At 64.2% G+C, this 14,204-nt stretch carries 13 protein-coding genes; 7 read left to right on the top strand and 6 right to left on the bottom strand.

Features of this window, described 5'->3' with window-relative positions; all coding sequences use genetic code 11:
- Positions 1–8: 8 nt before the first annotated feature.
- Positions 9–398: a chorismate mutase gene (locus tag J2Y68_RS07510; RefSeq protein WP_309991731.1), complete on the top strand. Its 390-nt coding sequence runs from the start codon at positions 9–11 to the stop codon at positions 396–398.
- 3 nt (positions 399–401) lie between these two features.
- The gene (locus J2Y68_RS07505; protein WP_309991728.1) at positions 402–1,436 is read left to right on the top strand and encodes a uroporphyrinogen decarboxylase/cobalamine-independent methonine synthase family protein; all 1,035 of its coding nucleotides are present in this window, start codon (positions 402–404) and stop codon (positions 1,434–1,436) included.
- On the opposite strand, the gene J2Y68_RS07500 is transcribed toward J2Y68_RS07505, so the two are convergent.
- Genes J2Y68_RS07500 through J2Y68_RS07475 form a run of 6 tightly spaced genes read right to left on the bottom strand, consistent with a single transcriptional unit; the run spans position 1,433 to position 7,679 of the window.
- Positions 1,433–2,158, bottom strand: coding sequence for a DUF4166 domain-containing protein (locus tag J2Y68_RS07500; RefSeq protein ID WP_309991725.1), 726 nt, complete (start codon positions 2,156–2,158; stop codon positions 1,433–1,435). The two genes, J2Y68_RS07505 and J2Y68_RS07500, sit on opposite strands and share 4 nt — an antisense overlap.
- An 11-nt stretch (positions 2,159–2,169) precedes the next feature.
- A complete protein-coding gene (locus J2Y68_RS07495) occupies positions 2,170–3,462 on the bottom strand; it encodes a DUF58 domain-containing protein (RefSeq protein ID WP_309991722.1) in 1,293 nt (430 codons plus the stop codon).
- A gap of 32 nt (positions 3,463–3,494) precedes the next feature.
- Complete coding sequence (locus tag J2Y68_RS07490; protein WP_309991719.1) at positions 3,495–4,535, bottom strand: AAA family ATPase; 1,041 nt, start codon at positions 4,533–4,535, stop codon at positions 3,495–3,497.
- Positions 4,532–5,734 carry a DUF4350 domain-containing protein gene (locus J2Y68_RS07485; protein ID WP_309991716.1) on the bottom strand — a complete coding sequence of 401 codons (1,203 nt, stop codon included), beginning with the start codon at positions 5,732–5,734 and terminating at the stop codon, positions 4,532–4,534. The genes J2Y68_RS07490 and J2Y68_RS07485 overlap by 4 nt, the downstream gene beginning before the upstream one ends.
- Positions 5,731–6,414 (bottom strand): DUF4129 domain-containing protein, encoded by a 684-nt coding sequence (locus tag J2Y68_RS07480; protein ID WP_309991714.1) that lies wholly within the window; start codon positions 6,412–6,414, stop codon positions 5,731–5,733. Before J2Y68_RS07480 ends, J2Y68_RS07485 begins: the two co-directional genes overlap by 4 nt.
- On the bottom strand, positions 6,411–7,679 hold the full coding sequence (locus tag J2Y68_RS07475; RefSeq protein ID WP_309991711.1) for a DUF7847 domain-containing protein: 1,269 nt from the start codon (positions 7,677–7,679) through the stop codon (positions 6,411–6,413). The genes J2Y68_RS07480 and J2Y68_RS07475 overlap by 4 nt, the downstream gene beginning before the upstream one ends.
- Before the next feature lie 223 nt (positions 7,680–7,902).
- On the opposite strand from J2Y68_RS07475, the gene mtrA reads away from it, so the two are divergent.
- From mtrA to hpf, 5 genes are all read left to right on the top strand, one after another.
- The gene (mtrA, locus tag J2Y68_RS07470; RefSeq protein ID WP_211714198.1) at positions 7,903–8,577 is read left to right on the top strand and encodes an MtrAB system response regulator MtrA; all 675 of its coding nucleotides are present in this window, start codon (positions 7,903–7,905) and stop codon (positions 8,575–8,577) included.
- Between the two features lie 163 nt (positions 8,578–8,740).
- The gene (gene mtrB / locus J2Y68_RS07465; protein WP_309992593.1) at positions 8,741–10,525 is read left to right on the top strand and encodes an MtrAB system histidine kinase MtrB; all 1,785 of its coding nucleotides are present in this window, start codon (positions 8,741–8,743) and stop codon (positions 10,523–10,525) included.
- Complete coding sequence (locus J2Y68_RS07460) at positions 10,522–12,240, top strand: LpqB family beta-propeller domain-containing protein (protein WP_309991707.1); 1,719 nt, start codon at positions 10,522–10,524, stop codon at positions 12,238–12,240. Before mtrB ends, J2Y68_RS07460 begins: the two co-directional genes overlap by 4 nt.
- Positions 12,241–12,329: 89 nt before the next feature.
- Complete coding sequence (locus tag J2Y68_RS07455) at positions 12,330–13,331, top strand: ComF family protein (RefSeq protein WP_309991704.1); 1,002 nt, start codon at positions 12,330–12,332, stop codon at positions 13,329–13,331.
- A 142-nt stretch (positions 13,332–13,473) separates the two neighbouring features.
- Positions 13,474–14,202: a ribosome hibernation-promoting factor, HPF/YfiA family gene (hpf, locus tag J2Y68_RS07450; protein WP_211714290.1), complete on the top strand. Its 729-nt coding sequence runs from the start codon at positions 13,474–13,476 to the stop codon at positions 14,200–14,202.
- The last annotated feature ends 2 nt before the right edge of the window (positions 14,203–14,204 follow it).

Raw genomic sequence — 14,204 nt, 5'->3', positions numbered from 1 at the left:
TGGGGTGCATGACCGAGTACAACAATGTCCTTCCCGATGACGCCGATTCCTTCGACCCGGCAGCGAGTTCCCTGGCCGGCCAGGTGGACCGCGCCGTCATGGATGAGTTGCTTTCCATCCGGTCCAGTATCGACAACATCGACGCCACCCTGGTTTTCCTGCTCGCGGAGCGCTTCAAGGCCACCCAGAAGGTAGGAGTCCTCAAGGCCACCCATAAGCTTCCTGCCGGGGATCCGGGCCGGGAATCCGCCCAGATCGCACGGCTGCGCCGGCTCGCTGAGGACGCGCACCTTGACCCTGCCTTCGCGGAGAAGTTCCTGAATTTCATCATCAGCGAAGTGATCCGCCACCATGAGGCTATTGCCGAGGATCACCAGATCTCCAGCCAGCAGGCTTGATCCGTGTCCTCAGCGAATGACCTGCGTGCCAGCGCCACGGCACTGGGCCCGTGGCCCGGTGGCGACCCGGCAGAAGCAAACCGGATTATCCGTGGCGAGTTGGGCGACCCGCATCTACCATTCCTGCCTGAGCTACCGGACAGGGGCGTGGGAGCGGACGCTGTGGGCCGAACGGGTTCGCTCCTGGTGGACCTGGCCATCGATGTCCAGCCGCATGGGTGGCGTCTGGTGGACAGGCCCGGCAAGGATGCCCAACGCGCACGATCGGCCCTGTCAACAGACATCAACATCCTGGCCGACATCGCCGGGGCCGAGGATGTTTCGGCCACGGCCCTGAAAGTCCAGATGCTGGGCCCCATGAGCCTGGCTTCGAGTCTCTACCTGCACAACGGCGAACGGGCTCTCCTGGACTACGGCGCCAGACGCGACGTTGCGGAGTCCCTGGCTGCTGGCGTTGGCGACTATGTACGGAGGCTCTCAGCGGCGGTGCCGGGCGCAGGGATCGTGGTCCAGGTGGACGAACCGGATATCGCCGCGATCATGGCTGGAACCATTCCGACGGCGAGTGGTTACCGGACCCTGCGGTCCATCCCCGGGGAGGAAGTGACCGACGCGTGGAGGTTGGTCATCGACGCGCTCAAGGCTGCGGGGGTGGTGGAAACCGTTGTGTCGGTTCCGGAGATTGAGGCACCCATTGACCGTGTGCTTGCTGCCGGAGCGGATGGCGTTGCCGTGCCGCTCAGGGCCCTGACAACCCGGCAGTGGGAACAGCTTGCCGCCGCCGTCGAAGACGGGAAACGCTTGTGGGCGGGTGCCCTGCCAACAGGCGATCCCCAAGCGACCCTGCCCCGGACAGCAGACGTGGTGGAGTGCATCTGGAAGCCGTGGCGCCAACTCGGCTTGCCGGCATCGCAGCTGGCGGGGGTGCGGGTCACTCCTTCCACGGGATTGGAACACTTCACGCCGTCGTCGGCCAAAGCCGTCCTGGCCAAGTTGACGAACGTGGCTGATGGTCTGGACCAACTTATCCAGGGCTAGATCCGTTCCTCCCAGCGGTCCGGTTCCGCATACCGTGGGAGCGTTGTGCCGGGTGCCGTGCCAGGCAGATAGGGTGCCAGGCGGTAATCGAACCGCCCGGCATACACCAGGACCAGGCCGATCTGCGGCTGGATGACCTTGACCTGGATCCGGTGCTTGCCTTCGGTGCCGTCCCACCATTGTTCGGCGTAGGCCCGGGCGTCCAGGGCCGCAGGCAAGGGTATACGCAGCGGCCCCAGCAGGAGCCGGCTGGCTTTGGACACTCCACGTAGCCGGCCCTCTTGAGTGACACCTACATCCAGGTCCGTGACCAGCCGGCGATACCGCCCTACATGGTCCACCAAGCGGGCTTCCACCCCAGGTACCCGTTGCTCGCCGGACGTCGGAACGGCGCTGGTCGTGTCATGGAAAAGCCTCGTTCCGGACGGGAAGTAGATCTCCCGGCGGGCCGTCAGCGCCGGGCGCCCGAATGGATCAACATGGGCATGGTTTTCGATCCGGAACGGTATGCCTTCGCCGTACTCGGGGAAGAAGGCCTGCTCGCTTCCGGTCAACGCGAGCAGGGGCCGCAGCCACTTCTGCCGGCACCCCACAACATCGAAGGTCCCCTCGCCTATGCCGTAGGTGCCTGAACCAGCCGAAAGTGAAAAATACTCCTGAAGCTCTGGCGCCAGCTTTTTGAAGTCCTCACCAAGGGCGAGTTGGTAGATGGGTCCGTTCATGGGTGTCCTTCCTAGAGCCGTCCGGCGGCTTTCAGCCGGATATAGGTGTCAGCGAGGAGCGGCGGAACGTCGAGGGGGTCGGCGTCCACCACCTCGGCTCCCAACTGTCGCAGTTGGGCAGTAACGGCGGCCCGTTCCAACAGCGCGCGCTCAGCGGCGGCCGCACGGAAGACCTGGCTGGCCGTGGCCCGTTGTTCTTTCATTCCGATGAGGAGGGGGTCCCGGACTGAGGCCACCACTACCGCGTGTTGACGCGACAACTGCGCAACTGTGGGGAGGAGCCCTTCTTCGGGGGCACCGCCGTCGAGCGCCGTCAACAAAACCACCAGGGAGCGGTGCGCCGAGACGGCCCGCACCTGGCCCGGTATCTGCTGCCAGTCCAGTTCGATCAGTTCGGCTTCCAACGGGGCCATGGCCTGGACCAACTGTCCCAGCAGGTTGCCCTTCGACGCCGATTCGACGCGGGCGCGCAACCTGCGGTCGTAGGCGAGGAAGTCCACCCGGTCTCCGCCCCGCTCGGCGAGCACAGCCAGCAACAACGCGGCTTCGATGCCGGTATCGAGGCGGGGCTCATCGTTGATCCGGGCCGCAGCCGTGCGGGAAGTATCGAGGACGACGACGACGCGCCGGTCCCGCTCCGGGCGCCAGGTCCGCACCACTACGGACGTCCGACGCGCCGTGGCGCGCCAGTCGATGGACCGGACATCGTCTCCACGGACGTAGTCCCGAAGGGAATCGAACTCCGTTCCGGCGCCGCGGATCTGCACGGCCGCCTTGCCGTCCAGTTCCCTGAGCTTCCTGAGCTTGGACGGCAGATGCCGCTTTGAATGGAAGGGCGGCAGCACCCGAAGCCGGCCAGGGAGCAAGCGCGTGCGCTGCCGGGCGGCCAGGCCCAAGGGCCCCATTGAGCGAATGGTCAGGTGCGGGCTTTCCAAGTCCCCGCGGCGCCGGGGGACGAGGGCCACGGTCAGGCGGCGCCGCTCACCGGACGGGACCGTGATGCTTTGGACAGGGTTGATGGCTCCAGCTGACGGCTGCCATGCATCACGGAGATGGGCCCGCAGCGTACGGCGTGTGGGATTGGATACCATCACAACGGATTCCACCTGGCCCTCAAGCGTCACGTTGCCGGGTGGTCGTCGTTCCAAGCCCAGTTTGGCCGGAGACACCGCCACTATGAGGTCAAGGACCAACAGAAGCAGGAGTCCGAGGCCGACAAGCAGAACGGTGCTCCACGCCGGAAACACCACCAAGGGAACCAATCCCAGCAAGGCCAGGAGTACGAAACGTCCTGTGATCGCCACTTACGCCGCCCGGTCCTCGAGTAGACCTGGAATCATCGCGGCACCGGGACGGACGCCAGGATGCTGCCCAGGACCTCATCCACCTGGATGCCATCCATCTGGGCTTCCGGCCGCAGGCCCACCCTGTGCCTCAGGCAGGGCAAGGACAACGCTTTGACATCGTCCGGGGTCACGAAGGACCTGCCCGACAGCCACGCCCACGCTTTGGACGTGTTGAGCAATGCGGTGGCACCCCTGGGCGAGACGCCGAGCTGGAAGGACGGAGCGGACCTCGTGGCCCGCACCACGTCCACGATGTAGGCAAGAATCTCGGGAGCAACGGCCACCTGCGCTACTGCCGCCTGGGCGGCGGAGAGCTCGATGGCGCCAGCCACCGGCCGTACGCCGGCCGCGGCGAGGTTGCGTGGATCAAAGCCGCCGGCGTGGCGTCGGATGACCTCAATCTCCTCGGCCCTTCCGGGCAAGGGCATGGTCAGCTTGAGCAGGAAACGGTCGAGCTGGGCCTCCGGCAGCGGATAGGTGCCCTCGTACTCCACAGGATTCTGCGTGGCCGCCACGATAAAGGGCGCCGGCAACGGACGGGACACCCCATCGACCGAGACCTGGCGTTCCTCCATTGCTTCCAGCAGCGAAGCTTGGGTCTTGGGCGGCGTCCGGTTGATCTCATCCGCGAGCATGATGTTCGTGAAGACAGGGCCTTCGCGGAAAGTGAATTCGGACGAGTGGGAGTCGTACACCAGGGAACCCGTCACATCGCCCGGCATCAGGTCCGGGGTGAATTGCACGCGCTTGGTGTCCAGGCTAAGCGCCGTGGACAACGCCCGCACCAGGAGTGTCTTCGCCACACCGGGCACACCCTCCAGGAGCACGTGGCCACCGCAAAGCAGGGCGATCAGCATACCCGTCACTGTGGCATCCTGGCCGACGACAGCCTTGCCCACTTCCGCCCGGACGTTGAGCAGCGACTGCCGTGCAGGGTCTTCCCCTGCAGGGCGTTCCGGTGCCTGCTGTGGTGCGGCACCGCCTGCGTGTTGGCTGTTGCTGTCCGTGTAGCTGTTCGGCTGGCTGCTCATCGGGCGGTTGCCTCCTCTTCGATTCGTTCGATCTGTTGGGCCCACTGAACCAGTTGGCCTTCGTTTGCGGGCATGGCGTCGATTAGGACTGAACGTATTTCGGGTGCCGGCCTCCCTAAGCGGTGGGAACAGGCGTCCAGGATAGCTTCGGTGGTGGCGTCGGCCCCGAGGTTGAAGTGGCGGGCCAAGCGAGTGAGGGTTCCTGCCCGAAGATTGTCCGCCGCGCGCCCTACAGCCCGGGAGTCCTGGTACAGCCTGGCCCTGCCCTCCGCTGTTTCTGCTGCTTTGACCACCACGGGCAGGGGTTCAAACACCAGCGGACCCATGCGCCTTCCCCGCCAGGCAATGGCCAGGACGGCCACGAGGCCAAGCCAAGGGCCGGCGAATGCCAGCCAACGTGGTGCCAGCTCGTTCAGGGTGGGCCTTGAATCGGATGCAGCAATATCTTCGATGCCGGGCATGTACCAGACAAGCTCAGCGTTGTTCCCCAAGGTCCGCAGTGCCAGGGCGGCGTTGCCCTCAGAAGCAAGGTGCCCGTTGTCCAACACCTCGGTGCTGCCGATCACCACCACCCGGCCGTCGGCTGATGCGGCGTACACTCCCGGTCCGCCGTCCCGGATGGGGTAGCACACTACAGGCCCCCAAAAGACAGGTCCTTGCGCGGAAATTTTGCCGGCCGCCGTGGCATCCTCCTGGTCGCAACGCGGTTCGATCACCGTGGTTGCTTCAGGAACGACGCCACCCGGGCGAAAGTCCGGCCCCAGTCCACCGAGGCTCCGCAACCTTGGCTTGACCAGCACCAACCGGTCCGCCGCAGCGGCTACGTCACGTACTTGGTCCTGGTCGAGGAAGCCACGTGGATCGTAGAGAAGCACCGTGGCTTCGGGGTTTGCCGACAACGCAGCCTTGGTCTCCTCCAACGTGTCGGTCGGAGTGACGGAAACGCCATGGCGTCCCAGGATTTCTGCCGTTGCCATGGCGCCATCCGGGGCCGGATTCCGGGCGGACAGTGGGCGCTTATCGCCGTTTCCAGTGACACTGGTAACGGCGAGATAGGCCACCAGGCCGGCGAGGAGGGCACCAATGGCGATCCATGCCAGGTTTTTCCGGAACCAGTCCGGGAAGGCTCGCCGGGAGGAGCCATCGGCCGGTGCCGGTCCATCCGAATGTAGTGCGTGTTCCTGCGGGATAATCGTCATCGTGGCACCGCGAAGCCAGCAGTGGCCTGCCCTGCATAGTCGGGCCTCATTGCAAGGACGTCGGCGTCCAACTCCCGCAACGAACTGTAATCGGCTTTCGTCGCGCCCGCTTCGCCATAGCGCACCGCGTCGAACACGCGGGCCGCAGCATCCAGCCGGCTTTGTGCAGCGCCAAAAACACTTCCCAGCTGGGCTGCAGCTTCATCTGCGGTCCTGCCGGCCCGGACATCGATCACGTCCCGCTCTTCGGCGGACCTGACCAAGGCGCGGAACAGGTCGACGACGGCGGCCGGCCAGTCGCCGTCGTCGGCCGCAGTTGCGGCGCGCCTCCGGTACCCGTCCGCGTCCATGCTGTGGTCGTCGCCGTAGATGTCTGTGTCCGCCGCTTTCCGCCGTGCATTCAACCTCGGCCGGACCACGAAGATGGCCACGATAATGACCGCTACGGCCAAGGCGAGGATCGTGGGGACGGCAAGGTCGGGTCCCGGACCGGACAACTCCCCATCAAAGGATGAGAGCCAGTCCAGGAAATCCCGCCACATCTGGTCAACCCAACCGGGGCGGGCATCCGGGTACTGGGTTTTAGCGAGTTCTTCGGCGGCCCATCGGCGCGCTTCGTCGCGATCCGGAACCACAGGTGGCTCCAAGGCCGCAAGTACATCCCAGCCGATAAGCCTCATGCGGGTGGACGCTGACCGGGCGGGGTGTAAGGAAAGTGTCCACCGCCCGGCGGCTGGCCGGTACTACCGGGCTGGGAGGACGGAGCGCCCGGGATGCCGTCCGGGTCAGCGCCGGTCTCCATCAACCGCATCAGCTCGACATCCAGTCCATCCCGACGCATGCGGAGGTCCATGTACAGCAATGCCAGGACCGACGCTTGAAAGGCGAAAGTCACCGACCCCACCAAAGCCCCGATTGCGGACGAAATCACCGTAGTGACCACCATGGTGGAGGCAACTGTTTCCTGGTCGGGGTGGGGCGAAACCACCCCTCCGATGGCGGTGGCGGCCAGAGAAGCCGGAATCTGCACGATCTGGGCAATGATTCCGACCATGATCGCCACGACGAGGGTGATCCCGAAAATACGCCACCAGTTGTTCCTGGTCAGCTGCCAGGACCGCAGGAGCCCGTCGTAGACGCCTGTACGTTCCACGACGATGGCCGCTGGGGCGAGCATCAGCTTCAGGCCAATCCAAACAAAAAGGACGATGGAACCCAGCCCCACAGGCAGGACAACCAGCAAGGCCGCCGGTCCCATCGCCGTAAACAGCAGCACAACGATCCCCGCTACGGCAGCCACAGCGAGCAGCCCGCCCACGGTCAGCAAGGCGGCAACGCCCAGAAGCGGCCAGACCCTCCGGCCGGCAAGCATCCACATCTGCTTGAAGCCGGTCCTTCGATTGAGGACCGACCTCGCCACCGGGACCACCAAAACACCCTGGAGGACCGAGCCCAGGAAACCGATCAGTACTGAGATACCCAGGGCGCCTGCCATCACGGCAAAGACCGGGCCCATCGCTTCGAGGAACTCCTCCTCCGAGTTGACGGTCTCAAGGGATGAGGTCATCTGGACCATCCCTACCGTGACCGCCCCGATCAGGACGGCCCCGATGGCTTGCACGATCAGTGCCGAGCCAAACATCGCCGCAGCATTGCGTCGGATCGTTTGGAAGGAGCCATCGAGGATCTCGCCGAACTGCAACGGTCGCAGTGGAATGACACCGGGCTTCGGGGGAGCAACATAGAGGGGCTGACCATAAGGAGCTCCGGGCGCCCAGCCTGGCGCCGGCTGGCCCGGTCCACCAGCCTGCGGAGCCGCCCACGCGGGAGGGCCGCCCCATTGTGGCTGGTTGCCCCAGGCGGGCTGGTTGCTTGGCGGTGGTTGGTTGCCCCAGGCGGGCTGGTTGCCTGGCACCCCATCCTGGCCGTGCTGTGGTTGTGACACGATATCCTCCCCATAAGACCCGCTCCGCCGACGTCCGACGTCCCCCACACGGACCTTCGCCCCCAGCCTATAGTCCCGCCGTCGTGGCTCCTAGCCTGTCGCCGCGCCGCCTCCGGCAAGCGTGCGCGCGCCGTGGTGCGTTACGGTGGAATTGCCCTGGGGGCGCCATGCCGTGCGCCGTGCCCAACGGGACAAAGACTTGGCGATAAGGGAATATATAACTATGAAGGCACGCATTCTGGTAGTGGACGACGACGAAGCACTCGCGGAGATGATTGGCATCGTCTTGCGCAACGACGGCTTCGAGCCCGTTTTCTGCGCAGATGGCGGACAGGCCTTGGAAATCTTCCGTTCCTCGAAGCCCGATCTCGTGCTCCTGGACCTCATGCTCCCCGGTTCGGACGGCATCGAAGTGTGCCGCCAGATCCGCGGTGAGTCGGACGTTCCGATCGTCATGCTCACGGCGAAGTCCGATACGTCGGATGTGGTCCGGGGCCTCGAGTCCGGTGCCGACGACTACGTGCCCAAGCCCTTCAAGCCCGCCGAACTGGTGGCGCGTGTTCGTGCGCGCCTGCGTCCGGGCGAACAGAAGGCCCCCGAAACACTGCGTATCGCGGACGTAACCATCGACGTCGCCGGTCACTTGGTGACCCGTGGCGGGGAGCGCATTTCGCTGACGCCCCTCGAATTCGACCTCCTTGTGGCCTTGGCCCGGAAGCCGTGGCAGGTCTTCACCCGCGAGCTCCTCCTCGAGCAGGTGTGGGGCTACAGGCACGCCGCCGACACGCGGCTGGTCAACGTCCATGTCCAGCGTTTGCGCTCAAAGATTGAACGCGACCCGGAAGCGCCAGAAGTTGTCTTGACGGTGCGTGGTGTCGGATATAAAGCAGGTTCCTGAGTCCGTGGCCGGCGAGGCCGGCACGGCAAAAGGGGATGCGGCCCCCGAGGTTTCTGGAACGGCCGGTGTCGAAGATCCGACGCCGGCTACTTCGGCTAACCCCGAACCGCCGGAGTCATCCCCGGAGCAGTCCCCGCGTCAGGTACGGAACCTCTCGTGGTTCGTGACGCGTGGTCGGATTTGGACGCGTCGGGCCCTGATCCTGGTCCTTCGGGTGTCGCGGCTGGTTTCCACCGGCATCCGGCATATCCGGCCCGGCCTGCGCTTCCTGTGGAGGTCATTGCTCCGCCGGTGGCGCCGTTCCCTGGAATTCCGGACGGTCCTCACCACCTTGCTCCTTGCAGTGACCTCATTCGCCATTGTTGGCGCGTATCTGTCCAACCAAATCGCCAACAACCTCTTCCAGGAGCGCCTCGCCCAGGCGGAATCCGAGTCGCGGTACAACGTCAAGCAGGTCCAGGACACGTTCGACGGCGCCCAGGTCACCGACCAGTCGAGCGTCATCACCCTGGTTTATGACACCTTGACGGCGGTGGAAGGCCGGGGATCGGTGATCCAACGCCGATACGTCTTTGAAGCCAAACCCGAGCAGACCAAGCCCCGAAACCGGTGGGTCGAGTCGAGGGCCTCGGACCAACTGACCGTTCGGGTCATACCGCCGGAGTTGCGCAAAGCCGTCCAGGAAGGCGGGAAGCAGCAGTTCTGGGCTTCCACGCAGTTCCCGGTGGGCAACGAGGACCGGCCCGGCATCGCCGTCGGAAACCTGGTGACGTTCAACGGCACGGCCTATGAGCTGTACCTGATCTACGACCTCAATTCGGCCCAACAAACCCTGAATGAGATCCAGAATGTCCTCTGGGCCGGTGGTGCCGCCCTGGTCCTCATGATTGGTGCCATTGCCTGGTACGTCACCCGAAATGTGGTCAGTCCCGTGAGCCACGCGGCAGTGGTCTCGGAAAAGCTGGCCGCCGGACAGCTCCAGGAACGCATGGTGGTCAAGGGCGAAGACGAGGTTGCAAGGTTGGGCGCCTCGTTCAACCACATGGCTGCAAGCCTCCAGGAACAGATCACACAGCTGGCAACGCTGTCGCAGATGCAGCAGCGCTTCGTCTCCGATGTCTCCCACGAGCTCCGCACCCCGCTGACTACGGTGCGCATGGCCGCGGAAGTGCTCTTCGACGCCCGTGACGAGTTCGACCCCATGAACAAAAGGTCGGCGGAGCTGCTTTATCACCAGGTTGAGCGCTTCCAATCATTGCTTTCGGACCTGCTTGAGATTTCCCGGTTCGACGCCGGCGCCGCTGTCCTCGACGCCGAACCGCAGGACATTTTGCAGGTTATTTCCCACGTCATAGACGGCGCGGCGCCCGTGGCCGAGGAATACGGTTCGGAGGTACGGCTGAGCGCCCGCCAGAAGAGCATCGTCGTGGAAATGGACTCCCGGAGAATCGACCGGATCCTGCGTAACCTGCTGCTCAACGCACTCGAACATGGTGAAGGCAGGCCTATCCATATTTCAGTGGCAGCCAACCACGATGCTGTGGCCGTGTCCGTCAGGGATCACGGCATAGGCATGAGCCAGGCCGAGGCAGCAAGGGTTTTCGACCGCTTTTGGCGGGCGGATCCTGCCCGCGCCCGAACCACGGGAGGAAGCGGCCTTGGTCTGTCGATTGCTGCTGAGGACACCAAGCTGCATAACGGATGGCTGCAGGCATGGGGTCGCAAGGGTTCGGGGTCCAATTTCCGTCTGACACTGCCGCTGCGCCAGGGCGGCACCATCGTCAAGTCGCCGTTGCTTCTGGAGCCCGCTGACTTCGAATTCCCCGGATCGCCCAGCGAACGCCACATGCTGGTGCTTGGTACGGGATCCGCGGGCAGTCCCGTGCAGCCGGGTCCGGATACCGGACGGAGACCGCAAACGGGTGACGGAACAGGAGAGGCACCGTGACGAGTACGCGCTTCCGTCGCACCAAGGCAGTCGTTGCCATTTTGGCCATGCTGGTTCTTCTGCTCACGTCGTGTGCACAGATTCCCAGATCAGGTCCAGTTGGCAAGAGCAAGGATGAGGGGGCGGGCAATCCGAATGCGCCGGTGTTCTTCCCTGCCGCTCCCCGGGCCGGTTCCAGTCCGGAAACAATCATCGAGGATTTCTACATGGCCGGCAGCGGCTATGAGGACGATTACCCAGTTGCCCGCCAGTTCCTGACACAGGCGCAGTCGGTGACTTGGAAGCCTGACAAGAGGGCCCTCGTTTTCCGTGAGGCGCACGTGGTCAAGACGGCCACGGAGAACGAATACCTTTACGAACTTGACCTCGCCTACTCCGTGGACGCCGACGGTGTTGCTACCCAGTTCCCACCGGGAACCAAGGAGACAATTCCCCTGACGGTGGAACAGGTAGAGGGGGAGTGGCGCATTTCGAAGGTCCCGGACGGCACGGCCATTGCGGAAGAAACGTTCAAGGTCATTTATGGGGCGAACCCCATCTATTTCTACGATCCGACCTTCACCTACGCGGTTCCTGACTATCGGTGGTTCATTAAGAAGAACACTGTCAAGTCGATGACCAGCGCCTTGTTGGCCGGACCGGCTCCCTACCTTCGTGGCGCGGTGGTCAGCGCATTCCCGTCGGGGATGAAGCTGGCCCGTGAGTCCGTGCCCGTGGTCTCAGGCGCTGCGCAGGTGGACCTTTCCGCGAAGGAACTGTTCGATGCCTCCGCGGAGGATCGCCAGAGGATGCAAAACCAGCTGGCCCTGACGTTCAGGAGCCAGCCCGATGTCATCAACGTCCAACTTCGGGCAGACCAGGACCTGGTCCGTGTCGAGGACAACGGAACGGTTCTGCCGCCGGTGCTGGACAAGAACGTTCCTGCCCGCCAGATCGCCGTGAGCAATGGTGACCTGGTGCGGTACGAGAACAACAGGGTGACCCCGCTCCCGGACATCCAGTCGGTGGCAGGCTTGGGGCCGCATGCCCCTGCGGAGTCGCCAGTGTCCCAGACGGCCGCCTTCCTCAATGGCGACAGGACCACCCTCTACTCCATCGAACCCGGGCAGCCTGCGCGCCAACTGACCACCAGGAGCACACTGACCGGTCCATCCTTCAGCCCTCATGACTGGGTCTGGACGGCGGGCCCGGGTGCCAACGGTGCTGCCGAGGTGGTGGCCTACAAACCCACCGGGGTTCCGCCGGGCACCACCGTGCCGGCCGTTACCATCACCCCGTCCTGGCTCTCTGGCCGGACAGTGAAGGATTTCCGGGTGTCCAGGGAAGGGACCCGGGCCCTGGTAATTTCGGAGGCCAACGGCAAATCCGCGGTACAGATAACGGGGATAGTCCGTACTCCCGACGGCGTGCCCAAAGACCTCACTACTCCGGTCACCCTCCTAAGCACCGGTACGGCAAATCAGGGCGTGTGGATCAACGGCTCAACAGTTGCCGTGATGTCCGGTTCGGCGACGTCCACCGTGGTTCCGGAATTGCTCAGTTTGGCTTCGGGGGAACCCCAGCAACTCGCTCCGTGGGACGGCCTGACCAGTCTCAGTGCCGGCAACGGATCTGAGCAGATCTATGGTCAGTCGGATGCAGGGATTTTCCAGCGGGTCGGCAACGGTTGGGAGCTCCAACTCAAAGGACCCACAGAACCGGCGTTTCCTGGCTGACGTCTTCGTCCGGCCGCATTCAGGCCCCCTTTTCCACATACGGCGCCGATGGCCTTCCGCACACCCGGGGGCTGGCACAGGCTGACGGAATGACTTCCTTCCCTCCCACCCCAAAGGCCGCCCGCCGCCGTCGTCGCGAAGACCCTGACCTCCGGGCACCGGTCACTGGCCGTGCACGTCGTCGTGGGCTGGACAGGCAACCCATCGGCCGGCTGCTTTTCGCGCTCCAAAAGACCCTGGCTGAACTGCTGGCCCTGCTGGTCCCTGTGGAGTGTGTCTGCTGCAATGCCGAAGACACCGTCCTCTGCGGATCGTGCGCAAAGCGGGTCCGCCAACTGTGCAGGGAGCCCTTTCGGGCGGAGCAGGAGGCCCCCGCCTTGGTCGATGTTGACGGCACGGCGAAGATCGGGGTGGTGGCTGCCGGGCCGTACCGCGACGAACTGGCGCAGTGTCTGCTTTCCTTCAAGCACTATGGCCAGTGGCGGCTGGCCGGTGTATTGGCCCACTGCCTTGGCAAGGCAGTGGACTCTGCGACTGGCGGCCAGCAGGGCTATCGCCTTGTCCCCGTACCAACCAGTGCATCGGCGTTCGCGAAGCGAGGATTCAGTCCTGTGCACCTCTTGCTCCTCTGGATGCGGTTGCGGAGGATGCATCCGCAATGCCCTGCCTTGGATGCGCTTGTGAAGACGGCGCGTCCCATCCGGCATGGGCTCAGCCGGTTCTCACCCGGCAACCCTGCTGCCTGGTTTGCCAACGTCGTGTTGGGCCGCGACGCCGGCAATGATCAGGGCGGGCAAAAGGGGCTGGGGCGGGGCGGAAGGGCCAGCAGGGTGAGGGGATCCATGCGTGTGCGGCATCGATGGAGCAAGGAGCTCAAAGGTGCGCGGTGCATCCTGATCGACGACGTGCTCACTACGGGGGCCACCCTTGCCGAGGCGGCGCGGGCCGTGACGGCGGCGGGCGGTGTGGTTTGCGGTGCCGTGGTTCTCGCGGCCACGAGGCCACCAGCCTACGCCTCCGTAGTAACCGGCGACGACCCCAGGGTGGTTGATAAGACAAAATCAAAAAATAAACGGCTAAAGGATGAATAACACGTGACGATGAACTAACGTCGGTTGTGGGTACCAAGAACAGATGTACCTGTCGATAGCGGCTCGGAAAGGGGCTCGACTGTCCGTCAGACCAGCCCCCAACAGAGTCGTTGTCGTGTCACCGAGTTATTTGGAGGGCACCATGGAGTTCATGATCAGCGGACGAAATCTGACAGTTTCTGACCGCTTTCGCGAATACGCCGGCGAAAAAATCTCGAAGATTGAATCGCTGGGGGATAAGGTCCAGCGAGTAGACGCCAAGGTTTCCAAGGAAACCAATCCCCGGCAGACGCCGGGCCAGCTCACCGTCGAAGTGACAGTCCTGGGCCGAGGCCCCGTTATCCGTGCCGAGGCCACAGCCGCTGACAAATTCGCTGCCTTCGATCTTGCGTACAACAAGCTGCTCGAACGGCTTCGCCGTGCAAAGGACCGCAAGAAGGTCCACCACGGCCGCCACACACCCAAGGCCGTGCGGGAAGCCACGGCAACACTGGAGCCGGCCAGCGCGAGCGAGCCGCTCTACGTCGAGGCAAGCAATCACCAGGAGTCGGAGCCGCAAACTGATGAGCGTTCTCCCTACGAGATTGAGAACGACATCCCGGCAGGCGATTCACCCGTCCTGATCCGCCGGAAGGTATTCCCCGCAGCGTCCCTGACACTTGACGACGCTGTGGACAGCATGGAACTGGTTGGTCACAACTTCTACCTGTTCCTGGACAAGGAAACCAACGCGCCTTCGGTCGTTTACCGGCGCAGTGGCTGGACCTACGGTGTGATTACCCTCGATTCCACATGCGAACCCGGCGAGGAAGCCGTGGAAGAGAAGATCCACGCCTATCGCTCGGATGACCAGGCCGCTACGGCCAAGTAAGG

It is taken from the genome of Paenarthrobacter nitroguajacolicus, from assembly GCF_031455195.1.
Taxonomy (GTDB): domain Bacteria; phylum Actinomycetota; class Actinomycetes; order Actinomycetales; family Micrococcaceae; genus Arthrobacter; species Arthrobacter nitroguajacolicus_D.
Note: the sequence above shows the minus strand (reverse complement) of the source record. Positions and strands in the feature narration are given on the sequence as shown.

Excerpts from the sequence above, each read along its gene's own strand:
- J2Y68_RS07510 (WP_309991731.1), top strand. The coding sequence starts at position 9 with ATGACCGAGTACAACAATGTCCTTCCCGATGACGCCGATTCCTTCGAC.
- J2Y68_RS07500 (WP_309991725.1), bottom strand. The coding sequence starts at position 2,158 with ATGAACGGACCCATCTACCAACTCGCCCTTGGTGAGGACTTCAAAAAG.
- J2Y68_RS07490 (WP_309991719.1), bottom strand. The coding sequence starts at position 4,535 with ATGAGCAGCCAGCCGAACAGCTACACGGACAGCAACAGCCAACACGCA.
- J2Y68_RS07485 (WP_309991716.1), bottom strand. The coding sequence starts at position 5,734 with ATGACGATTATCCCGCAGGAACACGCACTACATTCGGATGGACCGGCA.
- J2Y68_RS07480 (WP_309991714.1), bottom strand. The coding sequence starts at position 6,414 with ATGAGGCTTATCGGCTGGGATGTACTTGCGGCCTTGGAGCCACCTGTG.
- mtrA (WP_211714198.1), top strand. The coding sequence starts at position 7,903 with ATGAAGGCACGCATTCTGGTAGTGGACGACGACGAAGCACTCGCGGAG.
- J2Y68_RS07455 (WP_309991704.1), top strand. The coding sequence starts at position 12,330 with ATGACTTCCTTCCCTCCCACCCCAAAGGCCGCCCGCCGCCGTCGTCGC.
- hpf (WP_211714290.1), top strand. The coding sequence starts at position 13,474 with ATGGAGTTCATGATCAGCGGACGAAATCTGACAGTTTCTGACCGCTTT.